The 25646-nt window shown below is 64.3% G+C and carries 22 protein-coding genes and 1 pseudogene; 8 read left to right on the top strand and 15 right to left on the bottom strand.

Annotated elements, in window-relative coordinates:
- Positions 1 to 379: 379 nt before the first annotated feature.
- The gene (locus B9Z01_RS10125; RefSeq protein WP_085482504.1) at positions 380 to 1405 is read right to left on the bottom strand and encodes a bile acid:sodium symporter family protein; all 1026 of its coding nucleotides are present in this window, start codon (positions 1403 to 1405) and stop codon (positions 380 to 382) included.
- A 597-nt stretch (positions 1406 to 2002) separates the two neighbouring features.
- On the opposite strand from B9Z01_RS10125, the gene B9Z01_RS10120 reads away from it, so the two are divergent.
- The 4 genes from B9Z01_RS10120 (at position 2003) to icmF (ending at position 9010) form a co-directional block, all read left to right on the top strand.
- Positions 2003 to 2548: a hypothetical protein gene (locus tag B9Z01_RS10120; protein ID WP_085482502.1), complete on the top strand. Its 546-nt coding sequence runs from the start codon at positions 2003 to 2005 to the stop codon at positions 2546 to 2548.
- Positions 2549 to 3171: 623 nt separating this feature from the next.
- Entirely contained in the window at positions 3172 to 4257 is a 1086-nt protein-coding gene (locus B9Z01_RS10115; protein ID WP_085482500.1) for a porin, read from the top strand.
- Between the two features lie 198 nt (positions 4258 to 4455).
- Positions 4456 to 5388 carry a LysR family transcriptional regulator gene (locus B9Z01_RS10110; protein WP_085482498.1) on the top strand — a complete coding sequence of 311 codons (933 nt, stop codon included), beginning with the start codon at positions 4456 to 4458 and terminating at the stop codon, positions 5386 to 5388.
- Between the two features lie 163 nt (positions 5389 to 5551).
- Positions 5552 to 9010, top strand: coding sequence for a fused isobutyryl-CoA mutase/GTPase IcmF (gene icmF / locus B9Z01_RS10105; RefSeq protein WP_085482496.1), 3459 nt, complete (start codon positions 5552 to 5554; stop codon positions 9008 to 9010).
- 137 nt (positions 9011 to 9147) lie between these two features.
- Here icmF and B9Z01_RS10100 read toward each other — a convergent pair whose 3' ends face one another.
- Positions 9148 to 10107: an NAD(P)H-dependent flavin oxidoreductase gene (locus tag B9Z01_RS10100; protein WP_085482494.1), complete on the bottom strand. Its 960-nt coding sequence runs from the start codon at positions 10105 to 10107 to the stop codon at positions 9148 to 9150.
- Positions 10108 to 10403: 296 nt separating this feature from the next.
- On the opposite strand from B9Z01_RS10100, the gene B9Z01_RS10095 reads away from it, so the two are divergent.
- Positions 10404 to 11294, top strand: coding sequence for an alpha/beta fold hydrolase (locus B9Z01_RS10095; protein ID WP_085482492.1), 891 nt, complete (start codon positions 10404 to 10406; stop codon positions 11292 to 11294).
- A gap of 68 nt (positions 11295 to 11362) precedes the next feature.
- On the opposite strand, the gene B9Z01_RS10090 is transcribed toward B9Z01_RS10095, so the two are convergent.
- Positions 11363 to 11833, bottom strand: coding sequence for an Lrp/AsnC family transcriptional regulator (locus B9Z01_RS10090; protein WP_085482490.1), 471 nt, complete (start codon positions 11831 to 11833; stop codon positions 11363 to 11365).
- Here B9Z01_RS10090 and B9Z01_RS36160 point away from each other — a divergent pair.
- Both B9Z01_RS36160 and B9Z01_RS10085 read left to right on the top strand, forming a co-directional pair.
- Complete coding sequence (locus B9Z01_RS36160) at positions 11832 to 12089, top strand: hypothetical protein (protein WP_244196008.1); 258 nt, start codon at positions 11832 to 11834, stop codon at positions 12087 to 12089. The genes B9Z01_RS10090 and B9Z01_RS36160 overlap by 2 nt on opposite strands.
- Positions 12019 to 12882 (top strand): DMT family transporter, encoded by an 864-nt coding sequence (locus tag B9Z01_RS10085; protein WP_244196001.1) that lies wholly within the window; start codon positions 12019 to 12021, stop codon positions 12880 to 12882. Before B9Z01_RS36160 ends, B9Z01_RS10085 begins: the two co-directional genes overlap by 71 nt.
- A gap of 350 nt (positions 12883 to 13232) precedes the next feature.
- Here B9Z01_RS10085 and B9Z01_RS10080 read toward each other — a convergent pair whose 3' ends face one another.
- The 6 genes from B9Z01_RS10080 to B9Z01_RS10055 form a co-directional block, all read right to left on the bottom strand.
- Positions 13233 to 14150, bottom strand: a complete 918-nt coding sequence (locus B9Z01_RS10080; protein WP_085482486.1) for an MBL fold metallo-hydrolase — start codon at positions 14148 to 14150, stop codon at positions 13233 to 13235.
- A complete protein-coding gene (locus B9Z01_RS10075) occupies positions 14147 to 14623 on the bottom strand; it encodes a MaoC family dehydratase (RefSeq protein WP_085482484.1) in 477 nt (158 codons plus the stop codon). The genes B9Z01_RS10080 and B9Z01_RS10075 overlap by 4 nt, the downstream gene beginning before the upstream one ends.
- Positions 14620 to 14892 (bottom strand): DUF1289 domain-containing protein, encoded by a 273-nt coding sequence (locus tag B9Z01_RS10070; protein ID WP_085483473.1) that lies wholly within the window; start codon positions 14890 to 14892, stop codon positions 14620 to 14622. The genes B9Z01_RS10075 and B9Z01_RS10070 overlap by 4 nt, the downstream gene beginning before the upstream one ends.
- Before the next feature lie 11 nt (positions 14893 to 14903).
- Positions 14904 to 15425 (bottom strand): YbaK/EbsC family protein, encoded by a 522-nt coding sequence (locus tag B9Z01_RS10065; protein WP_085482482.1) that lies wholly within the window; start codon positions 15423 to 15425, stop codon positions 14904 to 14906.
- Between the two features lie 47 nt (positions 15426 to 15472).
- Positions 15473 to 16399, bottom strand: a complete 927-nt coding sequence (locus B9Z01_RS10060; protein ID WP_085482480.1) for a hydroxymethylglutaryl-CoA lyase — start codon at positions 16397 to 16399, stop codon at positions 15473 to 15475.
- A 182-nt stretch (positions 16400 to 16581) separates the two neighbouring features.
- Positions 16582 to 17523 carry a 2-hydroxyacid dehydrogenase gene (locus B9Z01_RS10055; RefSeq protein ID WP_085482479.1) on the bottom strand — a complete coding sequence of 314 codons (942 nt, stop codon included), beginning with the start codon at positions 17521 to 17523 and terminating at the stop codon, positions 16582 to 16584.
- A 348-nt stretch (positions 17524 to 17871) separates the two neighbouring features.
- On the opposite strand from B9Z01_RS10055, the gene B9Z01_RS10050 reads away from it, so the two are divergent.
- The gene (locus B9Z01_RS10050) at positions 17872 to 18474 is read left to right on the top strand and encodes an RBBP9/YdeN family alpha/beta hydrolase (protein ID WP_085482477.1); all 603 of its coding nucleotides are present in this window, start codon (positions 17872 to 17874) and stop codon (positions 18472 to 18474) included.
- Positions 18475 to 18539: 65 nt separating this feature from the next.
- On the opposite strand, the gene B9Z01_RS10045 is transcribed toward B9Z01_RS10050, so the two are convergent.
- The 6 genes and pseudogenes from B9Z01_RS10045 to B9Z01_RS10025 form a co-directional block, all read right to left on the bottom strand.
- Positions 18540 to 19691 (bottom strand): MFS transporter, encoded by a 1152-nt coding sequence (locus tag B9Z01_RS10045; RefSeq protein ID WP_143808882.1) that lies wholly within the window; start codon positions 19689 to 19691, stop codon positions 18540 to 18542.
- Between the two features lie 191 nt (positions 19692 to 19882).
- Positions 19883 to 21874 carry a proton-conducting transporter transmembrane domain-containing protein gene (locus B9Z01_RS10040; RefSeq protein WP_085482474.1) on the bottom strand — a complete coding sequence of 664 codons (1992 nt, stop codon included), beginning with the start codon at positions 21872 to 21874 and terminating at the stop codon, positions 19883 to 19885.
- Complete coding sequence (locus B9Z01_RS36155) at positions 21864 to 22373, bottom strand: NADH-quinone oxidoreductase subunit B family protein (RefSeq protein ID WP_244196000.1); 510 nt, start codon at positions 22371 to 22373, stop codon at positions 21864 to 21866. Before B9Z01_RS36155 ends, B9Z01_RS10040 begins: the two co-directional genes overlap by 11 nt.
- A 33-nt stretch (positions 22374 to 22406) precedes the next feature.
- Positions 22407 to 22577 (bottom strand): annotated as a pseudogene (locus B9Z01_RS36150) (4Fe-4S dicluster domain-containing protein); the annotation flags it as partial.
- A 108-nt stretch (positions 22578 to 22685) separates the two neighbouring features.
- Positions 22686 to 24173: a hydrogenase large subunit gene (locus B9Z01_RS10030; protein ID WP_085482470.1), complete on the bottom strand. Its 1488-nt coding sequence runs from the start codon at positions 24171 to 24173 to the stop codon at positions 22686 to 22688.
- Positions 24170 to 25645: a proton-conducting transporter transmembrane domain-containing protein gene (locus B9Z01_RS10025; protein ID WP_085482468.1), complete on the bottom strand. Its 1476-nt coding sequence runs from the start codon at positions 25643 to 25645 to the stop codon at positions 24170 to 24172. The genes B9Z01_RS10030 and B9Z01_RS10025 overlap by 4 nt, the downstream gene beginning before the upstream one ends.
- Between the last annotated feature and the right edge of the window lies 1 nt (position 25646).

The raw sequence follows: 25646 nt of genomic DNA, 5'->3' as shown, positions 1-25646 counted from the left end.
CTCGCGTGTTTGGGTTCGGGCGATTGTATAGTAAAACGTGAGTAAAACAGCCCGAAAAACCTTAGCGTTATCCCGGTAGATACCCGTATTTTATGGTTGTGGTCTCGGTATATTTGTTTAGTAAAATTCGCTAAACAATGGGCGGATGAACCGAAAAGCACCCTTGCAGCACGCCAGAATCCTGCTTCCTTTTTGCGCCGGATTGCGCCGGACGGCGGCCGGCGGGCTCGAATCTCCAGGAGTTCTCTTATGCCATCAGGCTGAGGCGACAGCGTCCGCGTTTGAGCGTGAAATAACGAAAAAAGCCGCACAAGGCGGCTTTTTCAAATGACGCTCAGGGAGGGCGCTTATGAATGTCCTGTTTGCATTGCGCGTGTTCTCAACGGCGCGCGACGGCCGCGGCGGGCCGCTGCGAAGCGGCCGGGGTCTCGCTGCTGATGTCGCGAGCACCCCAGCGTTGCGCGAGCGCGGCGCACACCATCAACTGGATCTGATGGAACAGCATCAGCGGCAGCACGACGGCGCCAACCGCATGCGCGGCGAAAATGACCTTGGCCATCGGCACACCGGCGGCGAGACTCTTTTTCGAGCCGCAGAAGATGATCGTGATCTGGTCCGCGCGATTGAAGCCGAGCCGCTTGCTCACGAAGATCGTCACAGCCAGCGCGAGCGCGAGCAGAACAGCGCTCACCACCACGAGGCCGCCGAGCGCGGACAGCGGAATCTGGTGCCACAAGCCTTCGTTCACGGCCTCGCTGAACGCGCCGTATACGACCAGCAGGATCGAGCCCTGGTCGACGAACTTCAGCACGCTGCGATTGCGCTCGATCCACTTGCCGATCAGCGGGCGCAGCAGTTGGCCGGCAATGAACGGCACGAGCAGCTGCAGCACGATGTTGCCGATCGTATGCCAGGGCGAGCCGCCGCCGCTCGCCGCCTGATTGGTCACGACGACGCTGACGAGGGCTGGGGTGATGAAGATGCCGAGCAGGCTCGAGGCGGACGCGCTGCATACCGCGGCCGGTACGTTGCCCTTGGCAATGGACGTGAACGCAATCGACGACTGGACCGTCGACGGCAGCGTGCAGAGGAAGAGGACCCCCGCATAGAGCGTCGGGGTGACAAGCGGCGAAAGGATCGGCTTAAGCGCGAGGCCGAGCAGCGGAAAGAGCGCGAACGTGCTCAGCAGTACCACCGCATGAAGGCGCCAGTGCGTCGCGCCCGCAATGATTGCTTCGCGTGAGAGCTTGGCGCCGTGCAGGAAGAACAGCAGGCCGACCGCGATGTTCGTTACCCAGTTGAACCCCACGGCGGCTTGCCCGTGAACGGGCAGGAGGCTGGCAAGGATCACGGTGCCCACGAGGCACAGGGTGAAGTTGTCGGGTAGTAGTTTCGGGCGAGCCATGTCGGAATCTCGATTCAATGACGCGGAGCGGCACGGGACGCACGCGTGCGGGCGCTGTCTCCAGCCAATGGGAAACCGCTATTGTCCTTGGGAATCGATTGAAAAGGCAAATTCATTTGCCGAATTGATTAATGAATGTTGCGCATCAACTAGTTCAGCCGGAGCGGCTCGCCTTACGCGTCATGCTGGCTGCCCGGATTTCAGCTCGGGTTTCAGCCCAAGTCTCAGTATTGGCGACGCGCTTCGTCTCATCCAGCCGATTTAACGATTGCGGGCGCACAACCGGTTGATGCAGGCGGCTTCGCGGGTCCGCGCGGGCAGGGCGCAAACGCTTTCTGGCAAGCCGTTCCGCAGCCGTCGCGCAAGGACTGTGTCGCACAAAAACGTCGCAGTAACAAGGTGTTACATCCACGGAGGAGACCTAACACTTTTTGGCTCGACACCCTCTGCCGCCACCCATAAATTACCGTTCAAAGGCCGTAGGGATATTTCCCGTGCCGCGAGATGAGCGCGGCGTTTTCCGTCAGTCCCGCAACAGGTCCATCGCAGCTCGAACGGTGGATTTCAGGCAAGTCTTCGGGCGTGAGAGTCACAAAGGTGGACGGGTTGTCGAGAACGAGGCATTGGGCGTGGGGCGCGGTCATCGCCGTGCTGTGTTCGCTCGCCTATGCAAAAGCGCCGAACATGCCGCATGGCGGCGGCGCTTTTTCGCATGGCGGCGCGGACCGTGCAATGCGCATGGAGATGCGCGGTAGCGGCCGTTACGCCGGCGCCGCCGGTATGCCGAGGACAAGCCCCGCCCGCAATTCCATGGCCGCGCGCGATCCGCGCACGCAGCGAAGCGCGAACTTCGCGGGCGCCAATTACGGCAACAGCTTCGGCGGCTATCAATCGGGCACGCGCCGTATCGCGGGACCGTCCGCCTACGGCGACGGGCGTGGGCGGATGCAGTACGCCGGCGCCATCACGCCGGTCAGTGCGGAGTCGCGCCCGGTGCCGCGTCCGCCGCCCAACACGCCGATGCGCAGCGGCTCGATCCGCGCCGACGTCACCCGCTATAACGAAGAGCGCGGCGGCGCCCGCGCGATGCCGCGCCCGGCCGACGATCCGCGTCAGTCGGAAGGCTCGCCATACCGTAACTAGATAGAGGCTGTTCAGCTCACGATCCCGCACGTCGCGGGATGCGTTTGCCGCAGTCGCCTGCTCTTGCTGCTCCCTCGCTGAACCACGCTTCTCCCGGTCGCTTTCCGCCATCCCGGCGCACGGCCGCTCCCGTCCTCGTCCCCATCCCCCGCTTCACCGGCCATTCGGCTCGCCTCCTGCTGCCTCACCGCCCGGTTTCTCCCGCCTCAGTCCCCAGCCTCATCCCAATCTGACGTTTCGACGCCACACTTTTTTGAAAAACGCTCGGCAGCAAAGTATTCGTCAGCGTCAAATCCCGGCATCGTGCTGCGTCGCGTCATAGGCGTGCCATCCGGGGCGTTGATTCGTGCCTCGGTGCGCCATTCGCGGCATGACGCAACGCGTTCACGCAGCCGGCGGCAGTCCGGAGAAAGCGCTGGCAGGCCGTCGTATCAGGCAGATAACCGACCAAACTAATCAGACCGATATACCGGCAATAAGCAGCAATGTTTTTGTTTATAAAAATGGTCCGCAAAGATGATCCAGCCCAGATTGGCTCGGCGGCCGAACGGATAACAACTAATGGCTTGCGCGAGCGCCCCCTTTCGCACAGCCACACCCTTTTGACAAAGATTGGAGAATCCATGAAAACAAGCCTCAGCAGCGCGCTGAAGACCCCTCTCAAGGCCAGCGTGTGCGCTGTCCTGCTAGCGAGCGCGTCGTCCGCTTTCGCGCAATCGAGCGTGCAGCTCTATGGCCAGGTCGACGAATGGGTCGGCTCGCAGAAATTCCCGGGCGGCCAGGCGTCGGCGGTGGTGTCGGGCGGCGGCATGTCGACGTCGTTCTGGGGCTTGAAGGGGGCCGAGGATCTGGGCGGCGGCTACAAGGCGATCTTCGCGCTCGAGGGCTTCTTTCTCGCGCAGAACGGCCAGTACGGCCGCTTCACCGGCGACACGATGTTCTCGCGCAACGCGTACGTCGGCGTCGAATCGCCGTACGGCACGTTGACGGCCGGCCGTCTGACGACGGAGCTGTTCGTCTCGACGATCCTGTTCAACCCGTTCGTCGATTCGTATGTGTTCTCGCCGATGATCAAGCAGACTTACCTCGGCCTCGGCACGTTCCCGACCTACACGACCGATCAGGGCGTGACCGGCGACTCGGGCTGGAGCAACGCGGTGCAGTACGCGTCGCCTAACTTCAACGGCCTGTCGATGTCGGCGATGTACGCACTCGGCAACACGACGCAGAACGGCGCGAAGAAGTGGAGCGGCCAGGTGCTGTACTTCCACGGCCCGTTCGCGGCGACCGCGGTGTACCAGTACGTGAACTTCAACAACGTGCCCGGCGACCTCGGCAGCTTCGAGACCTCGGGCGTGCCCGGTTTGCGCAGCCAGAGCGTCGCGCAGGCAGGCGTGTCGTACGACCTGAAGTTCGTGAAGCTCTACGGCCAGTACATGTACACGTACAACAACCAGCAGGTCACGAGCTGGCACGTCAACACGGGACAGGGTGGCGTCACGGTGCCGTTCGGCCCGGGCTCGGTGATGGCGTCGTTCGCGTGGTCGCGCAACGGCGGCGGCTCGAACCAGACGCGCCAGACGGCGGCGCTCGGCTACGACTATCCGCTTTCCAAGCGCACGGACGTGTATGCGGCGTATATGTATGACAAGATCACCGGGCAGTCGAGCGGCAATACGTATGGCGGGGGGCTGCGTATGAAGTTCTGACGCCTGCGGCGTACGGGCCGCGCTTTGCTCCCGCTTTCGCTCCCGTCCGTTCCAGCCGCATCACGAAGCCCGCCTTCTCGGGATTCTCCGGAAGGCGGGCTTCGTCGTTTCTGCTTGCGTCATCGCGACAGTTTGTTTTTCCGCCTTTGATAAACCGGGCAAAATGCCATCGATTGATTCCTCAAGCGAGCGATTGAGATGGATACCCTCGTCAGCATGAAAGTGTTTCGCCACGTGGTCGAAGCCGGCAGTTTCGTCGGTGCGGCGGAGCGCATGGAGATGTCGGCGGCGATGGCGAGCAAGCATGTGATGCATCTCGAGCAGCAGCTCGGCGCGCGGCTGCTCAACCGCACCACGCGCCGTGTCGCGCCGACCGAGGCGGGCCGCGAATACTACGAGCGCCTGAGCCAGGCGCTCACCGAACTCGACGAAGCCGGCCAGGCGGTCGGCGCGGCGAGCGTCGTGCCGCAAGGACGGCTGCGGGTGTCGTCGCTGTCGGCGTTCGGCTTGAGTCACGTGATGGCGGCGATAGCCGACTACGCTGCGCAGTATCCGCAGGTCACCGTCGACATGACTCTGTCGGATCGCGTCGTCGAGCTGATCGACGAGGGCTTCGACGTCGCGATCCGCGCGTCGCCAGGCGGGCTGAAGTCGTCGTCGCTGATCGCGCGGCAGATCGCGACTGCGCATCTCGTGCTGTGCGCATCGCCGGCCTATTTGCGGCGGCACGGTGCGCCGAAGAGCGTCGCCGATCTGGCGCGCCACAACTATCTGCGCTACTCGGGCGTGTCGGCGCTCGAGGTCGCGACTGACGATGCGTCGTCGCGCGTGCGCCTGTCGGGCAATCTGATCGTCAACCAGCTCGAGGCGCAGCGCGTGATCGTGCTGCACGGCGCGGGTATCGCGGTGCTGGGCACCGAGGTGATCGGCAACGATCTCGCCGAGGGGCGTCTCGTGCCGCTGCTCGTCGACGAAGTGCCGCCGCGCGAGTTGCCGATCCACGTCGTCTACACGAGCCGTCGGCATCTGTCGGCGAAGGTGCGCTCGTTCGTCGATTTTCTCGTTGCGCGGTTTGGAAACGAGTCGCTGTGGCCGTCGCTTGAAGAGATCAAGGCGTTGGCGGTGCGGTAGGGGAACGCGCAGCATGGGCGAGCACACCAGGGCGAGCACACCATACAGGCGCGCGGAAACAGGCGCAAAAGCCCCAAACCAGCGCCCCTGGCCGTCCCTGCCGTCACCCCCCATTTCGCTATACTGGTGCCAGCACCCTACGCGAAAACGATCTGGGGGAGACATGACCGATCTGTCCATGCCGCAGCGCACCGGCAGCCACAAGCTGCCCGCGGCCCGGCGCCTTCGCTTCGTCACTGCTGCCGCGCTGTTCGATGGTCACGATGCATCGATCAACATCATGCGGCGCATCCTGCAAGCCAGCGGCGTCGAGGTGATCCACCTCGGCCACAACCGCTCCGTCGATGAAGTCGCGACCGCCGCGCTCAACGAGGACGCCGATGGCGTCGCCGTGTCGAGCTACCAGGGCGGCCACAACGAATACTTCCGCTACCTCGTCGAGCTGCTGCGCGCGCGTGGCGGCGAACGCATCAAGGTGTTCGGCGGCGGCGGCGGGGTGATCGTCCCGGAGGAAATTGCCGCGCTCGAGCGCGATGGCGTCGAAAAAATCTATTCGCCGCACGACGGCCAGCGGCTCGGTCTGCAAGGCATGATCGACGACATGATTGCGCGCTGCGCCGAGGGCGCGCGCGCGGCCGAGGCGGCACGGCGAGTGCCGGTGGACGAATGGCTGACGGATTTGGCGGCGAGGCCGTTGCCGGGTTTTGAGCGTTTCGGATTAGCTGCTTCGTCCGAATCGCCGCGAGGCGATGCATGTGCCGATGTGGACTCCATCACCCCCATCTTCCGCCGCCTCGCGCAACTCATCAGCGCCTTCGAATCCGGCAGCGCCGATGCGCCCGCACGGGAAAAACTGGCGGCGCTCGCCGAGGCGGCCCACGTGCCCGTGCTTGGCATCACCGGCACGGGCGGCGCGGGCAAATCGTCGCTGACCGACGAGCTGATCCGCCGCTTCCGGCTCGACTACGGCGACGCGCTGACCATCGCCGTGCTCGCGATCGACCCGTCGCGCCGCAAATCCGGCGGCGCGCTGCTCGGCGACCGCATCCGCATGAACGCGATCGGCGACTGGGGCGGCGGCGCGCGCGTCTATATGCGCTCGATGGCGACACGCGAGGCTTCGAGCGAACTCTCCGATTCGCTGCCCGACGCGCTGATGCTCTGCAAGGCGGCGCGCTTCGACCTGATCGTCGTGGAAACCTCCGGGATCGGGCAGGGCGATGCGGCAATCGTGCCGTTCGTCGACGAAGCGCTCTACGTGATGACGCCGGAGTTCGGCGCGGCGAGCCAGCTCGAGAAAATCGACATGCTCGATTTCGCGAGCTTCGTCGCGATCAACAAGTTCGACCGCAAGGGCGCGCAGGACGCGCTGCGCGACGTCGCGAAGCAGGTGCAGCGCAATCGCGCGGAATTCGCGACGCCACCCGACGCGATGCCGGTGTTCGGCACGATCGCGTCGCGCTTTAACGACGACGGTGTGACCGCGCTGTACCGGCATATCGCCGACGCGCTACGCCAGCATGGCTTGCGCGAGGGCGGCGGACGGCTCGGCGCACCCGGCGGCCTGCGCTTTTCGAGCAACCTTCATGCGATCGTGCCGCCGTCGCGCGTGCGCTACCTCGCCGATATCGCGCAGACGGTTCACGCGTACCACGAGCGAGCCGACGCGCAGGCGCGCATTGCGCGCGAGCGTTGGCAGCTTGTCGAGGCGCGTCGCATGCTAGGCGACGCGAGTGCGGATGCGCATTCCGACGCGAAAGCAAAAGCAGGCGCCCAAGCAGGCCCCGGCGCTGCTCCGGCCAGCCCGCTCCTGGCACCGCTGAACGCCCTTATCGAACAACGCACCGCCGCGCTCGGCGAGCACGAGCGCAAGCTGCTCGACACGTGGCCGCAAATCGTCGCCGCCTATTCCGGCGACGAACACGTCGTGCGCATCCGCGAGCGCGAAATCCGCACCGCGCTCGCGGTGACGACGCTCTCCGGTTCGCGAGTCCGCAAAGTCTCGCTGCCGAAATTCGTCGATCACGGCGAAATTCTGCGCTGGCTGATGCTCGACAATCTGCCCGGCTATTTCCCATTCACCGCTGGCGTGTTTCCGTTTCGCCGCGAGAACGAAGACCCGACCCGCATGTTCGCGGGCGAAGGCGATCCGCAGCGCACCAACCGCCGCTTCAAGCTGCTCTCCGAAGGGATGCCGGCCAAACGACTGTCGACCGCGTTCGACTCCGTGACGCTCTATGGCGAGGAGCCGCACGAGCGCCCGGACATCTACGGCAAGGTCGGCAATTCGGGCGTGTCGGTCGCGACGCTCGACGACATGAAAACGCTCTACGACGGCTTCGATCTGTGCGCGCCGGAAACGTCGGTATCGATGACGATCAACGGTCCCGCGCCGACCATCCTCGCGATGTTCTTCAACGTCGCGATCGATCAGCAGATCGCACGCAAGGAAGCGGAACAGGGCCGTCCGCTCACCGCCGGCGAACTCGCCGCGACGCGCCGCGGCGCGCTCGAAAACGTGCGCGGCACGGTGCAGGCCGATATCCTCAAAGAGGACCAGGGGCAGAACACCTGCATTTTCTCGACCGAATTCAGCTTGAAAGTGATGGGCGACATCCAGGCGTATTTCGTCGAGCACGGCGTGCGCAATTTCTATTCGGTGTCGATCTCCGGCTATCACATCGCGGAGGCCGGAGCGAACCCGATTTCGCAACTCGCGTACACGCTCGCGAACGGCTTCACGTACGTCGAGGCGTATCTCGCGCGCGGCATGTCGATCGACGACTTCGCGCCGAATCTGTCGTTCTTCTTCTCGAACGGGATGGACCCGGAGTACACGGTGCTTGGCCGCGTCGCGCGACGCATCTGGGCGGTGGCGATGCGCGAGCGCTACGGCGCGAACGAGCGCAGCCAGAAGCTGAAGTATCACGTGCAGACCTCGGGCCGCAGCCTGCACGCGCAGGAGATCGACTTCAACGACATCCGCACCACGCTGCAGGCGCTGATCGCGATCTACGACAACTGCAACTCGCTGCACACCAACGCCTTCGACGAAGCGATCACGACGCCGACCGAAGATTCGGTGCGCCGCGCGGTGGCGATCCAGTTGATCATCAATCGCGAATGGGGGCTCGCGAAGAACCAGAACCCGAATCAAGGCAGCTTCGTGATCGACGAGCTGACCGATCTGGTCGAGGAAGCGGTGCTCGCCGAATTCGAGCGGCTAACCGAGCGCGGTGGCGTGCTCGGCGCGATGGAAACCGGCTATCAGCGCGGCCGCATCCAGGACGAGTCGATGCTGTACGAGCATCGCAAGCATGATGGCTCGTATCCGATCGTCGGCGTGAACACGTTCCTGAGCGCGCATCCGCATGAGGCGCCACGGCCGGTCGTGCTGGCCCGCTCGACGGACGAGGAAAAGCAGAGTCAGTTGCAGCGGCTGCGCGACTACCAGGCGCGTCATCGCGATGCCGCGCCTGCCGCGCTCGAACGCCTGAAGTGTGCAGTCATCGACGACGACAACGTATTCGCGGTGTTGATGGACGTGGTGCGCGTGTGTTCGCTCGGACAGATCACGCGCGCGCTGTTCGAGGTGGGCGGGCAGTATCGGCGCAATATGTAGGCGAGTGGCCCGCAGCTAAGCGGCGGGCTTGCCGCTTCTTCGGGCTTGCTGCTTCGCTTCGGGTTTTGCGCGAGCCAGGACACAGGGATGAGGCGCCCGACGCAGAGCGCCGGAGGCGGGCGCCTTCCCTTCACCCCTCAACGCGCGATGCCGAGCCGCGCCTTCGCGTCGTCGTATTCCTTCTTCAACCGCTGCACGAGTTCTCCGACGCTCGGCACGTCGTCCATCAGCCCGACGCCCTGGCCCGCGCCCCAGATGTCTTTCCACGCCTTCGCCTTGTCGCCGCCGAAGTTCATCTTGCTCTTGTCCGATTCCGGCAGCGCGTCCGGGTCGAGCCCCGCGTTCAGAATGCTCTCGCGGATGTAATTGCCGTGCACGCCGGTAAACAGGTTCGTGTAGATGATGTCCGACGCAGTGGAGTTGACGATCGCCTGCTTGTAGTCGTCGACCGCGTGTGCCTCTCTGGTCGCGATGAAGCGCGTGCCCATGTACGCGAAGTCCGCGCCCATCGCCTGCGCGGCGAGAATCGAGCCGCCGTTCGCGATGGCGCCGGACAGCACGATCGGTCCGTCGAAAACGCGCCGCACCTCGCCGACCAGCGCGAACGGCGAGGTCGTGCCCGCATGGCCGCCCGCGCCGGAGGCGACCAGGATCAGCCCATCGACGCCCGCTTCGAGCGCTTTCTGCGCATGGCGCAGATTGATCACGTCGTGCAGCACGATGCCGCCGTAGCTGTGCACCGCATCGACGATCTCGCGCGCCGGCGCGCGCAGGCTTGTGATGAAGATCGGCACCTTGTGCTCGACGCACACGCGCACGTCGTGCTCGAGCCGTGCGTTCGAATGATGGACGATCTGGTTGACAGCGATCGGCCCGATGGTCGCATCGGGATTGGCCGCCTTGTGCTCGGCGAGCTGTGCCTGGATCTGCGTGAGCCACTCGTCGAGCAGCTCGGCCGGGCGCGCGTTGAGGGCAGGGAACGAACCGACGATGCCGGCCTTGCACTGGGCCAGCACGAGTTCGGGATAGCTGACGATGAACATCGGCGATGCGACGACGGGCAGCGCGAGGTTTTGCAGAACGGCGGGCAATGCCATGGTGCGAGTCTCCATATTGGGCCAACCGGTGCGGCGTTGGGCATCCGGCGTTTGATGAGTTTAGCGGCACACGGCTTGCGGCGTGTCGATGCGCAAGCGCATCGGAAGCGAAGCCGTCCAAAAAATTTAAGAACGATCGTTCGATTATATGCGAAGCCCACGACCTGTGCGCGGCGGCTCCGTCGGGAACAGTTGGAAGGAGTGTTCAGGTTCTATGTTTGCGTGGGTTAACCCACGTCACGCGGACATATCGGGCTTTTACAATGCACGGACCCTTAAACGACCAAAGAGACGACATGGCCTTCGAGAATTTCACGCCCTTTCGCGTCGCCGTGGGCGATGTCGATATTTTCGGAGTGAAAGGTGGCGCGGGGCCGCCTCTGCTGCTGCTGCATGGCCATCCGCAGTCGCATCTGATCTGGGAACGTTGCGCCGCGCCGCTCGCGCGGCATTTCACCGTGATCGCGACTGATCTGCGCGGCTACGGCGCGTCGGGTAAGCCGCCGAGCGATGCCGCGCATAAGCCGTATTCCAAACGCGCAATGGCCGCCGATCAGGTCGCCGTGATGCGCCACTTCGGCTTCGAGCGCTTTCTCGTCTGCGCGCACGATCGCGGCGCGCGCGTCGCGCACCGCATGGCGCTCGATCACGCCGACGCGGTCGAGCGTCTGATGCTGCTCGACATCGCGCCGACGCTCGCGATGTACGAGGCCACCGACCGCACGTTCGCGACGCACTATTTCCACTGGTTCTTCCTGATCCAGCCCGAGCCGCTGCCCGAGACGCTGATCGGCGCGAACCCGGCCGCGTATGTCGACTCGGTGATGGGTAGCCGCCACGCGGGCCTGGCTCCGTTCGACCCTGCCGCGCTCGACGCCTATCGCGCCGCGCTCGCGCAACCGGGCGCGGTGCATGCGATGTGCGAGGACTACCGTGCGTCGGCGAGCATCGACCTCGAACACGATCGCGCCGATATCGAGCGCGGCGAGAAGATCGGCTGTCCGCTGCGCGTGCTGTGGGGCGACAAGGGCGTGATCGAGAAATGTTTCGATGCGCTCGCCGAATGGCGTCATGTCGCGCGCGACGTGAGCGGCCGCGCGCTGTCCTGTGGGCACTATCTGCCTGAGGAAGCGCCGGACGAACTGGTTGCCGAAATGCTGTCGTTCTTCGAGGCGGTCGAGCAATAGCGTGCTTCAGCGAGGCACTTCGGCTGGGCGCTTTGCTCCGGTTGTATTCATGCTTCAAGCGACTTTTCTCAACCGAGCGGCGGCAGGCGGCGCGCGACCGGCGTCGACTTGACGATCGCGGTGCTGGTCTCCGCGCGCTCGGTGACTTTCGACAGGATCTCGTCGAGCTGATCGATCGAATGCAGGTACAGGCGGCAGATGAAGCAATCGTCGCCGGTCACCTTGTCGCATTCGACGAATTCCGGAATGCGGCGGATCACGTCCTCCACCAGATGCAACTGACCCGGCAGCGGCTTCACGCGCACGATTGCCTGCAGCGTGAAGCCGAGCGCGCGCGGATCGATCTGCACCGTGAAGCGCTCGATCACCCCCTGCGCTTCGAGCCGCCGCACGCGTTCGGCGGTGCTCGGCGCCGATAGTCCGACCTCGCGCGCGAGTTCGCTGACCGGCTGGCGCGCGTCCTGCGCGAGTGCGGCGAGCAGCGCGCGGTCGGTTTCGTCGAGAGGGACGGGTCCGGCCGAGGCAAGGCGTTTGCTCATGATGACCTTCGATTATGAGGTTGAATCGCAGCAACGCTTAAGTTTAACCATGTATTCGTGCAAACGGATTGATTACACTGCCTGTCATGCAGGTATCGATCCGGGATCGAATCATGGCTTCAGACAAGGTTTCAGACAGGACTTCGAGCAGGGCTTCGGGCGATCTGCGCCGCGGCGCGGCGGAGATGAGCATGGCGATGCTGATGTCCGGCACGATCGGCTGGCTCGTGGTGTCGTCGCAGCAAAGCCCTTTTAACGTGGTGTTTTTCCGCTGCATCTTCGGCGGCGCGACGCTCGCGCTCGTCTGCGCGGTGCTCGGCTTTTTCAGGCGCGAGCTTTTCTCGTGGAAGATGCTCGGCCTCGCGCTGCTCGGCGGCGTCGCAATCGTCGTCAACTGGGTGCTGCTATTCGCCGCGTATTCGCGCGCGTCGATCTCGATGGCAACGGCCGTCTACAACACGCAGCCGTTCATGCTGGTCGCGCTCGGTGCGCTCGTGTTTCGCGAGCGCATCAGCGCATCGACGATCGCGTGGCTGGTGGTCGCGTTCATCGGCCTCGTGTTCGTCGTGAAAGTCGAGCCGGCAGTGCTTGCCGTGCCGGGGCAGTACCTGGTCGGCGTCGCGTATGCGGTGGGCGCGGCGGCGATGTACGCGGTGTCGTCGATCATCACGAAGCGCCTGAAGGGGACGCCGCCGCATCTGATCGCGCTGCTTCAGGTGTCGCTCGGCGTGCTGCTGCTCGCGCCGTTCGTGCGCTTCGATGCGCTACCGGCAAGCGGCGCGCAGTGGCTCGAACTGGTCGTGCTCGGTGTCGTGCACACAGGGCTCATGTACGTGCTGCTGTATGGTGCGATCCAGAAGCTGCCGACGTCGATGACGGGCGCGCTGTCGTTCATCTATCCGGTGGTGGCGATCATCGTCGACCGGCTGGCGTTCGGCCAGACGCTCGCGTGGATTCAGGTGCTCGGCGCCGCGCTGATTCTGATCGCGGCGGCGGGTGTCAATCTCGGCTGGCGGATCGTGCCGCAGAAGCGCTTGTCGTCGACGTGACGATCCGGCTGCCTGATGATCGCCGCTCCGTGGACGCAAATGTTATGGATTCCGGAGTAACGTGCGTGTCATTGTTCATATGAGCGGACCAATCGCTTGTATTCAAATGCTTGCAACGGCTTTACAACCCACTATGTATACGGCTTTAAAACGCAGCGTCAAATTTCTGTAGGGAAATCACCGATGCGTTGCAAAAACCCGCACGCGTATCATTCAGGTCGACGCTGATCACGTCCAACGGAAGTTCCGCCGCTCGCTTTGTCGAGCGGCTTTCTTTTTGTGGGGACGGTTTTGCGGGCTTTGTGCAGGCGGTTTGCGTACCGGCGCATCAGCGCCCACGCCAGCCAGCCTCAACGCCGCGCGACAATGCGCGCGCCGTCCACGGCGAGCGGCCCGTTGTTCGCCGCGAGTTCCCCGAGCATCCCCTTCAGCAGCGCAGGCCATTCGCCACGCGGCTTCAGCATCGAGGCGGCGGCGCGCATCACGGCCGCGTCGCCGACCATGCGCAGCAGCGTGTCGAAGCTCATCTCGCGCACGTCGAGCAGCTTGAACACGATCAGCACCTTCAGCGCATTGCGTGCATTTCGTGCGGGATCGGCGCGCAGCCACGCGACGCGCGAAAACGCACGTTCGAGCGCCTGTTCGAGGTTCGTGAACGGCGCGCCATGCCCCGGAATGACGACGCGCACGTCGAGCGTGGCAATCGTGTCGAGCACCGCCTGCTGCTCGGCGAATCCGCTTTCGCCTTCGAGTTCCGGAAAGATCACGCCGAAGCCGTTTTCCCACAGCGCGTCCGCACTGATGAGAATGCGTTCGTCGGCGCAATACAGCATCAGCGAATGCGGATCGTGGCCGGGCGCGCCGAGCACCTGCCAGTCGAGCGCGCCGAGTTGCAACTGTGCGCCGGGCGCGATCGTACCGCTGAAGCCGAAGCGCTCGCAGGTCTGGCCGGTTGCGCGAAAGCTCAGGCGCGCTTCGTCCCAATCGCGTATCGCGCTTTCTTCCGGCGCGGGGATCAGCGTGCGGCACGGCCACGTCGCCTGCAACAGCGCGTTGCCGCCGCAGTGATCCGAATGCAGATGCGTGTTGACGATCAGATCGAGCGGCCGTGCCTTCAGCGCGTTGCGCACCAGTGCGACGGTCTGCGGCGCATGCGTCGCATAGCCGGTATCGACGAGCGCGGCGCTGGCGTCGTCGACGAGCAGCACGTTGTTCGACGACAGCCAGCCGCGCTCGAACACCTGAATCGATGCGGGCAGCGCGATCATGGCTGCGAGGGCGCCGCATCCGCAGGCGCGGCGGATGCAGAGGGTTTCGGCATGACCAGAATGGTCGAGGCGCCGGTCAGCATCAACTCGCCGTGCTGATTGACGACCGAGCCTTCGAGATGCGTCAGATCGCCGTTCAGGCTCGGCTTCCAGTAAGCGTCGCGCACGCGCCACTGGATCGTGAGTGTGTCGTGCGCATGCACCGCTTTCTTCAGCTTGATATCGAACTCGAGGCCGAGCGGCTGCGCGTAGGTCGAGAAATGCGTGGCGAGCAGCGCCATGAAATACGCGGTGGGCTGCGTGCCCGATGCGATCAGACCACCGAAGCGGCTTTGCTCCGCATAGGCTTCATCGTGATGCAGCGGGTTCAGATCGTTGACGAGCGTCGCGAACGATTTGACAGAATCCGTCGACAACGAGACTGTCGAGCTGAACGTCTCGCCGAGCGTGACGACACGCGGCGCGGCTTTCATTGCAGCTCCTTCGTGGGCTTGTTGGTATGTTTCGCGATGAACTCCACGTGACGCGCTTCGATCGCGTCCCACACGGCGCGCTTCGCATCGTCGTCGAACATCGACCAGCCCGCGATTTCGTCGATCGTGCGCAGACATCCTTCGCACCAGCCCGTCGACGCATCCATCCGGCACACGTTGATGCACGGCGACGGCACCGAGGCGCCGCCGCGGTCGTCGTCCTCGTCCTCGCCCCGGTCCTTGCCCTCGTCGTCCTTGCCGCCCGTCATCGCCATCGTGTTCAGGCCGTCTCGCGCAGCGCGACGTCGGCGACCGGCGCGCCCGTCAGTGCGATCAATTCCTGCGCGGTCAGATTGAACACCGCATGCGGATGACCGGCAGCGGCCCACAGGCTGTCGAGCGCGAGCAGATCGGCGTCGATCAGCGTGACCGGCTCGGTGGCGTGACCGACCGGGCAGACACCGCCGATCGCATAGCCGGTTTTTTCGCGGACGAACTTCGCGTCCGCGCGGCCGACTTCGCCGACCTGCGCGGCAACCTTCTTTTCATCGACGCGATTCGCGCCGCTCGCGATCACGAGTATGGGCGCATCGTCTTCGCGACGGCGAAACAGGATCGACTTGGCGATCTGCGCGACCGAGCAGCCGAGTCCGGCGGCTGCTTCGGCGGAAGTCTTGCCGGTTTCCGGCAGCATCACGATTCGGCCCGCGTGACCGCGTTCGCGCAGCAGTAGCGCGACGCGGCGTGCCGCGTCGGGCAGCGCGGCGAGATCGTCGGATTCGGAAGACGCGAGGTCGGTCATCGTTGGGGATCCTGATTGAAATGTGACGATGTGAGTGGAGCGCGCAGTTACACGCAGGTGTTCGCTTCGCTGCGCGCCTTCGCGAGCAGAGCCTTGCCGGCGCGCGACACGTTGGGCCGGCCGATCGCAGTCGAAATGAAGTCGCCGATGGCGACCACCTGCGCGAGGTCGATGCCGGTCTCGATGCCGAGGCCGTTCATCAGGTACAGCACGTCTTCGGTCGCGACATTGCCGGTCGCGCCCTTCGCATACGGACAGCCGCCGAGCCCCGCGACCGACGCATGGAAAATCTCGATACCTTCGAGCAGCGCCGCGTAAATGTTCGCGAGCGCCTGGCCATACGTGTCGTGAAAGTGCCCCGACAGATGCTCGCGCGGAAAGACTTCGGTCACCGCCTGGAACACTGCGCGAGTGCGCTGCGCCGTGCCGACGCCGATGGTATCGGCGATATCGATCTCGTCGCAGCCGAGCGCCGCGAAGCGCTTGACCACGTCGACCACCGACGCCACCGGCACTTCGCCCTGGTACGGACAGCCGAGCGCGCACGACACGCTGCCGCGAATGCGCAGGCCATGTTCCTTCGCGGCCGCGGCTACCGGCGCGAAGCGCTCGATGCTTTCCGCGATGCTGCAATTGATGTTCTTCTGCGAAAACGCTTCGCTCGCCGCGCCGAAAATCACGATCTCGTCGGCACGTGCGGCGAGCGCGCCTTCGAAGCCGCGCAGGTTCGGCGTGAGCACCGAGTAGATCGTGCCGGGACGGCGCTCGATGGCGGCCATCACCTCGGCGCCGTCGGCCATCTGCGGCACCCATTTCGGCGACACGAACGACGCCGCCTCGACGTTGCGGAAGCCGGCCGCCGACAAGCGGTTGATGAGCTCGATCTTGGTCGCGGTGGGCACGAATTCCTTTTCGTTCTGCAGCCCGTCGCGCGGACCGACTTCTACGATTTTCACCTGCTTCGGTAAGGCCATGATCTGTCTCCTGTCGATCGGAGTTAGTGCTTTAGCACTTACTCCGATCCCATGCGTTTATCGCGGTCGATCGGCGTCGGCGCTTTAGCGCCTGGTCCGGTCTCATGCAAGATGGTTGTTGCCGCGTGGCGCGGCGTTCCTGCGTTCAGTTCAACTGCTCGTTCACGAATGTCGCACGGATGTCAGTATCCGCGTTCCTGCTCCACGATACCGCTCACCGGCTCGCCGCGCATCAGCGCTTCGATCTTGCGCGCGATCTGCCCGACGCTCTCCTCGCGCAGCGTCAGCGCCGATACGTGCGGCGTGATCGTGATGCGCGGCTCGCGCCAGAACGGATGATCGGCGGGCAGCGGTTCTTCGCGGAACACGTCGAGCGTGGCGCCGGCGAGCTGGCCGCTGGCGAGCGCGTCGAGCAGATCCGCCTCGACCAGATGCGCGCCGCGCGCGACGTTGATCAGATAGGCACCGCGCGCGAGCTTCGCAAACGTGCGCGCGTTCAGCACGTTCCCGGTGTCGGGCGTATGCGGCAGCAGATTCACGAGCACCTTCGCGCCGTCGAGGAACGCGTCGAACTGTTCGCTTCCCGCGAACGTCGCAATGCCGTCGATCTGCTTCGCACTGCGGCTATAGCCGCGCACCGGGAGGCCGAATGTCGCGAGCGTTTGCGCGACCTGCGTGCCGAGCACACCGAGCCCGAGTACGCCGACCGTGAAGCTCGCGCGCGGATGCGGCTCGAGCACTTGCCAGCGGCGCTCGTTCTGCAGCGCCTGATATTCGTCGAAGCGGCGCAGATAGCGCAGCACCGCGTGCGTGACGTATTCGGTCATCTGCACGGCCATGCCGGTGTCTTCGAGGCGAATCAGCGGAGCGTTGCGCGGCAGTGTGCCGGGATGTTCGCGTTCGAGCGCGAGGATCGCATCGACGCCTGCGCCGAGATTGAAGATCGCGCGCAGCGTGTCGCGGCCGGCCAGCATCTCGTGCGGCGGACGCCACACGACCGCGAAATCGGCCGGCTCGGTGTCGCCCTGCTGCCATTCGCGCAAGTGCGCTTCGGGCAGGGCGCGCGCGAGGTCGTGCAGCCACGCGGCGGCATCGGTATGCGGCATGTAGAAGAGGATTTTCATACGGTCCGGAACGCGTCCGCGGTTGTGCCTGCGTGTGGGTTGGTCTCGGCGGGACGGACCACGGCCGCGCCATGCAAGCGTGGCGACGAGGACTGCGGCGGCTGCGGCGCCTGGGACGACGCGTGCGGCATCGGGTCTCCTCCCGTTATGGATAGGCCTCATTCTACTTTTTCGACGCGAATCGCGCGCGTTTGCGCACAGGCGTGCGGTTTCATCGCTTGATCTTGCCGTTTAACCCCGCGGTTTATCCCCGCCGTTTATCCCATAACCAAAGCACAAAAACTTGGTTCGCCCACGCGCCACGCGGCGGGACAATGACTGCCCGGACTCCCGCAGCGAGGCATTTCCATGCTTTCATGCACCAGATCGACATGGCCGCCACGGCTCGTCACCGTGCCAGGCCTGCACGGCAGCGAAGGCGCGCATTGGCAAACGTGGCTGGAGCGGCAGTTCGCGCGCTCGCTGCGCGTCGAGCAGACCAACTGGGATGCGCCCGACATCGCGCAATGGGCGAAGTCGTTGCACGATCTGCTCGCGCGCGAACGCGGCCCGTTCGTGCTGGCCGCGCACAGCTTCGGCTGCCTAGCGACCGCGCATGCGTTGCGGCAGACGTCGCTCCTGAACGACGTGGTCGGAGTGCTGTTCGTCGCGCCCGCGAGTCCGCGCAAATTCACGTTCGCGGGATCCTTCGACGCGCGACGCCTCGGCGTGCCGTCGATTCTGATCGGCAGCGAAACCGATCCGTGGATGCCGCTTGCCGATGCTCGCGATCTCGCGCAGCGTTTCGGCAGCGCGTTCGTCAATCTCGGCGACGCGGGGCACATCAATACCGCGGCCGGTTTTGGTCCGTGGCCGCGCGCGAAGTACTTCGTCGATACGCTCGTGCACTGCGCGGCGCCGCTGCGCTTTCGCGAAGAGGCGTTCGAGGTCGCGCAGCACGCGTTCGTGTGAGCGCCGCGCGGCCACGGGCCGCGCCGCTCGCACGTCGTGTTACCTCCGATGATTCAGTGCGCCGCCTAACCCTTCTCGCGACGCCAGCCCACCCAGACAAAGACCGGTATAGCCGTCGCTTGTGTAATCACACAGAATGCGACGGCCCCGATTACCGACTGATCGTAGATCCAGCCAATGAAGGCGCTGCCCGCGAACCAGCAGACTCCGTACACCGCAGTGAACGTGCCGAACGCCGAGCCTCTTTGCGACTGCGCAACCATTGGCGCGACCGCTGCAGGAATGATCGACTCGTGCACGCCCATGCCCATCCCCCACAGCGCGGCGCCGAGAATCGCCAGACCGAAATGGCCACCGAGAAACACCAGTGGCGCGAAGAATAGCGAGACGCCGGTCAACCCAATCAGCACCTTAAAGCCGAACCGGTCGAAAAAGCGGCCGAGCACGAGCGACGCTCCACCGCTTACGGCCATCGCGACAGCATAGAAGACCGGAATCCATTCCGTTGTCAGCGTGTGCTGTTTGACCCAGTGATAAGCGATGAGTGGATAGTCGGCAAAGCCTGCCGCAACGAGACCTGCGCCGCAGAGGTAGACCCAGTAAAGTGCCGGGAAGCTGCCCGCCGCTGCCGCACCCGGCGTGCGCTGCTCCATGTCCTGGGGGCGCGGAAAGACCAGACGCGCCACCGTGAGAAAACACAGGTTGATCACAGCAGGCACGGCGAGGACGGCAAACGCCAGCCGGTAGTCTCCACGCGTGGCGAGCACCGCCGCTACGACAAGCGGCCCCAACATCGCACCGAACTGATCGCAGGCTTCGTGAATGCCGAAAGCCCATCCATATCTGCCGATGCGTTGTGCGGCGCTCGAGAGCATCACATCACGAGGCGGATTGCGGATTGCCTTGCCGACGCGCTCCAGGACGATCAGGCACGCGGCCGCCTGCCAACTGTGTGTCAACGCAAGCGCAGGCACTGCGCCCATCTGGACGATATAGCCAAAGATCGTGATCGGCCAGAAGCGTCGCGTCGCGTCGGCCATCGTGCCCGAGACAACGCGCAGGCCATAGCCGAGGAGTTCGCCCAAGCCGACGACGATCCCGATGATCGTTGCCGATGCGCCTGCGCCCGCGAGGAAAGGCCCCAGGATACTGCGTGCGCCTTCGTACGTGAAATCGGCGAAGAAGCTCAGGATGCCCACCAGCAGTACAAAGCGCATCGCTCGGCGACTTCCGGGGCCTATCGTCTGATTTGCCATGCCACCTCCCGGAAAGCCATTACCCGGCTCAACGATCGTGCGCGCCGACCAACTCAGGACGAAGCCGTATGTGCAGCAACACTCACCAGCGTTTGGGGCAATCGTTCGCGAGGACGCCGCGTCGAATTACGCGACCGCCCGCTCAAAGCAGGCTATACGAGTGTCAACGCCAGTATCGCCACCAGCAGAGCACCGATCAGGGCGAGATAGAAGTTCAGGTTGCCGGACTGCAATGCGCGCAGCCTGTCGGCACACCACGTCACGATCCGGATTGCCGGCTCGAACAGATGCCGTTCGAACAGGTCCGTCACTCCCTCGTAAAACACCAGCCGCTTGATGAAGTACTCGCGTTGCTCATGTTCGCGCTCGGTGCTCATGGTCGGCTGATACACGAAGCTGTAGAACGTGCGCATTGCATTCGAGAACGTCAGCGGCGTAGTCATCGCGTCACGGCCGTGCTGGGTCATGCCACCAAACCAGACCGCCGTGCGCCGCACCGGGCGCGTTCCCGTGAGCCGCAACAGTGTGAGCGGGATGAGCGCCAGCAACGGCATCGCGATGATGAGCTTCGACGGTGAGATAAAGGCAAACTTGTCGGTCAGCGGCACCAGCAGCCATCCCGATACCATTGCCTGCGGGCTGTTGGCCTGAAATAGTGCCTGGGCTCCGCTTGCCAGCGCGTTGAGCCACAACGGCGCACCGACGGCCACCGCAAGCACGCAAAGTCCCAGCATGCCGACGGCCACGGCACTTCGCCGGGGCACCGGGCGGTGATAGTCCGGGTCCGGCATTCCCAACAGCCCCAGCCCGAACAGTTTGACGAACGTGGCGAGTGCCACCGCGGCAGCGAGTGCGAGACCCGCACCGGCCAGCACCAGCACAAGACGCCCGGTGAAAGCCGATAAATGAAAGCCCTGAAACACCGACTGGAACACGTACCATTCGCTGACGAACCCCGCCTGCGGGGGAATCGACGCCAGGCTCATCACGGCGAAAAGTGCGCCGAGACCCAGCATGAAACCGCTGTTTCTGATCCAGCCGCGCGGCACGATGTCGTAATTGCCCGTCGACGCCTGGATGCCGTCGGCGACCAGAAAGAGCCCGCCCTTGGCGAGCGCATGGCCGGCGAGATGCAACAACGCGACGGTCCATGCGAGGCCGGCGAGATCGTTCAAATGGTCGCTGCGAAAGAGTTGCGTCACGCCGAGCATCGCCACCGCGACCGACGCGTTTTCCGCCGACGAATAGCTGAGCAACGCTCTCCAATCGTCCTGCTGGAAAGCAAACAGGATCGCCAGCACCGCGCTGACAACGCCGATCGCGATCGCGACCACGCCGAGCCCGAACGCTGTGCCGCTAGCGTTGGCGACGCCCAGCCAGCTGTTCCAGCCGCGGCTCAGCGCGAAATAGGCCGCATTGAGTACGACGCCGGAGAACAGCACACCAGTCGCACCACTGCCGCTCGAATATGCGCGCGGAAACCACTCGTAGAAGGGGATGAGGCCGAGCTTCGCGCCGAAGCCGATGAGCAGAGCCATACCGGCCACCCACGACAGAAGCGTCGACGTGTGGGGCGCATGGGCAATAAATGCGTCGAAACCGATGCCGGCCGACGCGTGATCGAGTAGCAGAATCGCGAAGACGAGTGCAATCGCGCCCACCTCGAGCAGCGCGAGCATGAGCAGCACGGGTTTGCCATTGGCTTCGCGCGCGCGTTCGCCGGCAAGCATCACCGCTCCCCCCAGGCTCATCACTTCCCAGGCGACGAGCATCGACATACCGTCCTGCAGACCGAACACACCCAGTGCGCCGAGCAGACTCAGCGATGCCCCCGCCCACCACGTGCCGGAATCGCCCGAGAGGGGCGAGCCAAGCCAGCAGGCGAAGATCGCCGGTACAAGACCGAAGCCGAGCAGCCAGAGCGCTGAGGGTTCGAGCGCGAACGCGATGCGCTGCGAGGCAAGCGCAAACGGAAATTCAACGCGAGGGGGGGCGGTGGGCAAAGCGATCAGACACGCCGCGACGCCCAGCACGCAGCCGGCGCTCAGCAAATATCGGGGCAACGCCCGGACTGGGCGTATCGGCGACAGGATGGCGGCGGCAAGCCACAGGACGCTCGCGGCCAGAATCAGGTCAGCGCTCAAGTTGCCCTCCTCGCATCCGTTGCTCCGCGCGACCGACTATCAACAGCAACGCGTGAATGATCGCAGCAGGATTAGGCGGACAGCCCGGCAGGTAGACGTCGACCGGCAAGACGCCGTCGAGGCCGCTGCCGCACGCGTAATTTCCTGCGCTGACGCCACCCGACACCGCACATGTCCCTGTCGCGATGACCCACTTCGGATCGGGCATCGCCTCATACGTCGTCAGTAGCGGTGCACGCATCGCATGCGTCACCGGCCCGGTGACGAGCAGGACATCGGCAAAGCGTGGTGACGCCGTGAAGAAGATGCCAAGGCGGTGCAGGTTGTAGAACGGATTGTTCAACGCCTGCAGTTCCGATTCGCAACCATTGCACGATCCCGCGTCGACATGGCGGATATGCAGACTGCGGCGGAATGTGCGGCGCGTCCGTTCGGCCACCTCGCGTGGCATGCGGGAAGCCAAGGCCTCGTCCCACACGAGGTCGTCCCGATTCGTCACTCCAACCGCCCAGTCCGTCGATGGCGAGAAGGCGCCTGTCGGACACGCTTCGGTACAGCGCTGGCACACGATGCAACGGCCCCAATCCACCTCCGGAGGGACATGCGCTCCCCGCCCGGGAGAAAAGGTGATCGCGTGCGTGATGCATGCCTTTGCGCATGCGTCGCAACCATCCCGGCACCTGGCCGGATCGTAACGCGGCATGCCAAGCACGCCTTGCTGACCGTGCGCATCGCCCTTGAGCGGCCATTCGGTACTTGCGCTGCCGCTCGTCAGTCCAAACCAGCTCCATAGAGACATAGTCGCTCCGTCCTATCGCGCGCAACCCGAAACGGTCAAACCGAAACTCGCTTCGTTGATCGCGTAGTCCATCATGTTGCTGTCGTGCACGGTGAAGGGGAAAACGCGCCAGTTGGAAAACGACGGCGACTTGATCTTCGCTCGCGCAATGCGTGACCTGTCATCGAGATGCAGCGCGTAGAGCACGGTGCCCCGTGACGACTCAGCCCAGCCGAGCCCCTCGGCGTTCGGAGCGCAGCGGCAGGGCGCGAGGAGTGGCCCGGCAGGAATGCCGCGCATGATCGCGTCGTCGAGCAGCGCCAGACTCGTCCGGAGTTCAGCGATCCGCACTTTCATCCGGGCAAACGCGTCACCCTCGCTCCGGGTCGCGACAGCGGGCGGCAATTCATCGTACGCGGCATAAGGGTGATCCCGTCTGAGGTCCCGGTCGACGCCCGATGCCCGTTCGACTGGTCCAGTCGCGCCCTGATCGAAGGCCAGTTGCTGACTGAGCGGCGCTGTAGAAATGAGCCGATCGAGATGACTGGTGGTCCGCTCAATCAGTTCGACATACCGCTCCAGTTCGGGGCGGAGCGCCGCGACACCCTCGGCAATCGCCACCACGTCCAGATCGCGGCGTACGCCGCCTGGCCACAGAATGCCCCGCAAAAGCCGGCTGCCGCAGGCCAGCGCATTCATTTGCTTGGCGCGCTCCTCAAGCAGCTTGCCCTGGGCCTCGCCGACCTTCAGCGTGGTTGTATGGCACAAGTGGCCGAGGTAATGCAAGTGGTTGTAGACACGCTCAAGCTCCGCCACGATCACGCGAAGCCAACGTGCGCGAGGTGGCACGATGCAGCCTGCGGCGTCTTCGGCCGCCTGCACATACGCGAGCGCATGCGCGACGCTGTCGATGCCCGCAACGCGCTCCGCCAGCAGGGCACCCTGTTCGATGTCCATCCCCTCGAACTGCTTTTCCATCCCGCGATGTTTGAGGAATAGATTCGGGTGATAGTGGAGAATGCCCTCGCCAACGTAGTAGAAGATGAACTGGGCCGACTCGACGACATCGGCGCGCACGGGGCCGAACGGCAATAACTGGACGTGCTTGCCTGACACTTGCGGCAGCGTCGGGGCGGGAAGCGAGCGAGCGACGCTCGCCTGCGCCGTATCCGCCGGTTCGAGCGGGCCGCGCTCCATCGGCGGCAAAAATGCGGTGACGAGGCGCTCGGGTTCCGGATGTCCGGCAAACGCGACACCGCTCATTTCCATGATCTCTCGCTCATACCAGCCGAGCAGCGGGCACCTGCCGGCGAGACTGGGAACAGGCGCGTTGCCTGTTTCGACGCGCCAGCTCACGAACTCGCGCTGGCCAGGCGCGGTCGCGATATAGCGGATTTCCGCAGCGTCCCGGCGAGGGAACCACGCGTAGGCGGCCTGCATGCGCCCCCCGCGGCCGAGCAGATCGTCGGCGGCCGCACCGAGTTCGGCGAGCGTGACTTCCTTGAGCGTGCAGTTGTTCATCGTGCCTGCCCTCCCAGATCCGCGGCGACCATTGCAAAGAAACGCCACAGGTATTGTGGCCACCACACACCGAGGATCAGTACCGGCACAAAGGCGAGCCACATTGGGACCGTCATCCATGCGCTGGCGTTTGCCGCGCGCGTGACCTTGTACACCTGGCCCACGGGCCGGGCTTCGAAGTACATGGCCCTGAAGTGGTTGAGAAAACCGATGAAGATCACGATCAGCAATATCAACATCACGATCACGGCCCAAACGTTCGAGGTCACCATCCCCGCGCGCATCAACGTCAGCTCGCTCAGAAAGAGACCAAACGGCGGCGCTCCCGTGATCGCCACCGCGCCCGCCAGCCACAGTGCGCCCGTGACGGGAAAGCGATCCCAAACATAGCGGATTTCACCCATGTCCTTGGTGCCGAACACGCGTATGACGTTTCCGGCGCCGAAGAACATCAACGACTTGTTCAGTGAATGGTTGAGCATGTGATACAGCACCGCGGCAATCGCGAGCGGACCACCGAATCCTAGTCCGAGCGCCAGCACGCCCATATGCTCGACACTGGAATACGCCATCAGCCGCTTGACGCCCTCCTGACGCACGATGAACAGCGCGGCGACAAAGAGCGAAAACGCGCCAAGCGCAACAAGCACGGTGCGCGGCAGCAGCGATGAGCTGGCGGCATCGGTGATCGTCAGGAAGCGCGCGACGCCGAGCATGGCCGTATTCAGCAGCGCACCGGAGAGCATCGCGGACACAGGCGCCGGCCCTTCACTGTGTGCATCCGGCAGCCACGTATGCATCGGTGCGAGGCCAGCCTTGGTGCCATAGCCGACCAGTACGAGCAGGAACGCCATCTGGGTGAGCGCGGGATTCATCCTGGGAGCCGCACGGCGCAGCGCGTCCCACGTCATGTCATAGGTCGGGCCGATGACAAGACTGCCCGCCCAGTAGAAGAGCACCGTTCCGAGCAATGCAAGGCTGATGCCTGCGGAAACGACGATGATGTACTTCCATGATGCTTCGATTGCTTCCTGGCCGCGTTCGAAGCCGACGAGGAATGTGCTCACGAGCGTGGTCAGCTCAATTGCGATCCAGTAAACACCGATATTGTTCATGATCGGCCCGCAGATCATCGTCGCCGCGAATAGCGCGAAGAGCGCATAGAAGTTCGGCAGTCGCTCACGCTCCTCCGCCAGCAGCCGCATATAGCCAACCGCGTAGATCGAAGCGAGGCAATACACAAGCGCAGTGCAAACGAGGGTCCAGGCGGCCAGCGCATCGACCACGACGTAGTCGCGAAGAAAGCGATGTCCGTCCTTGACAGTGCAGACGAGCGAAACCGCCGCGACCACGCAGACAATCGATGCGGCGAGGTTCGCATACTCGGCGACGGACGCGCGCCGGCTCGCCACGCAAATTGCTGCCGCGGCGACCGGTGCAACGACGATCACGACACTCCATGTCTCGATCATG

Source organism: Paraburkholderia susongensis (genome assembly GCF_900177725.1).
In the GTDB taxonomy this organism is placed as follows: Bacteria; Pseudomonadota; Gammaproteobacteria; order Burkholderiales; family Burkholderiaceae; genus Paraburkholderia; species Paraburkholderia susongensis.
Note: the sequence above shows the minus strand (reverse complement) of the source record. Positions and strands in the feature narration are given on the sequence as shown.

Excerpts from the sequence above, each read along its gene's own strand:
- B9Z01_RS10125 (WP_085482504.1), bottom strand. The coding sequence starts at position 1,405 with ATGGCTCGCCCGAAACTACTACCCGACAACTTCACCCTGTGCCTCGTG.
- B9Z01_RS10115 (WP_085482500.1), top strand. The coding sequence starts at position 3,172 with ATGAAAACAAGCCTCAGCAGCGCGCTGAAGACCCCTCTCAAGGCCAGC.
- B9Z01_RS10110 (WP_085482498.1), top strand. The coding sequence starts at position 4,456 with ATGGATACCCTCGTCAGCATGAAAGTGTTTCGCCACGTGGTCGAAGCC.
- icmF (WP_085482496.1), top strand. The coding sequence starts at position 5,552 with ATGACCGATCTGTCCATGCCGCAGCGCACCGGCAGCCACAAGCTGCCC.
- B9Z01_RS10100 (WP_085482494.1), bottom strand. The coding sequence starts at position 10,107 with ATGGCATTGCCCGCCGTTCTGCAAAACCTCGCGCTGCCCGTCGTCGCA.
- B9Z01_RS10095 (WP_085482492.1), top strand. The coding sequence starts at position 10,404 with ATGGCCTTCGAGAATTTCACGCCCTTTCGCGTCGCCGTGGGCGATGTC.
- B9Z01_RS36160 (WP_244196008.1), top strand. The coding sequence starts at position 11,832 with ATGATGACCTTCGATTATGAGGTTGAATCGCAGCAACGCTTAAGTTTA.
- B9Z01_RS10090 (WP_085482490.1), bottom strand. The coding sequence starts at position 11,833 with ATGAGCAAACGCCTTGCCTCGGCCGGACCCGTCCCTCTCGACGAAACC.
- B9Z01_RS10085 (WP_244196001.1), top strand. The coding sequence starts at position 12,019 with ATGAGCATGGCGATGCTGATGTCCGGCACGATCGGCTGGCTCGTGGTG.
- B9Z01_RS10080 (WP_085482486.1), bottom strand. The coding sequence starts at position 14,150 with ATGATCGCGCTGCCCGCATCGATTCAGGTGTTCGAGCGCGGCTGGCTG.
- B9Z01_RS10075 (WP_085482484.1), bottom strand. The coding sequence starts at position 14,623 with ATGAAAGCCGCGCCGCGTGTCGTCACGCTCGGCGAGACGTTCAGCTCG.
- B9Z01_RS10070 (WP_085483473.1), bottom strand. The coding sequence starts at position 14,892 with ATGACGGGCGGCAAGGACGACGAGGGCAAGGACCGGGGCGAGGACGAG.
- B9Z01_RS10065 (WP_085482482.1), bottom strand. The coding sequence starts at position 15,425 with ATGACCGACCTCGCGTCTTCCGAATCCGACGATCTCGCCGCGCTGCCC.
- B9Z01_RS10060 (WP_085482480.1), bottom strand. The coding sequence starts at position 16,399 with ATGGCCTTACCGAAGCAGGTGAAAATCGTAGAAGTCGGTCCGCGCGAC.
- B9Z01_RS10055 (WP_085482479.1), bottom strand. The coding sequence starts at position 17,523 with ATGAAAATCCTCTTCTACATGCCGCATACCGATGCCGCCGCGTGGCTG.
- B9Z01_RS10050 (WP_085482477.1), top strand. The coding sequence starts at position 17,872 with ATGCTTTCATGCACCAGATCGACATGGCCGCCACGGCTCGTCACCGTG.
- B9Z01_RS10045 (WP_143808882.1), bottom strand. The coding sequence starts at position 19,691 with ATGCGCTTTGTACTGCTGGTGGGCATCCTGAGCTTCTTCGCCGATTTC.
- B9Z01_RS10030 (WP_085482470.1), bottom strand. The coding sequence starts at position 24,173 with ATGAACAACTGCACGCTCAAGGAAGTCACGCTCGCCGAACTCGGTGCG.
- B9Z01_RS10025 (WP_085482468.1), bottom strand. The coding sequence starts at position 25,645 with ATGATCGAGACATGGAGTGTCGTGATCGTCGTTGCACCGGTCGCCGCG.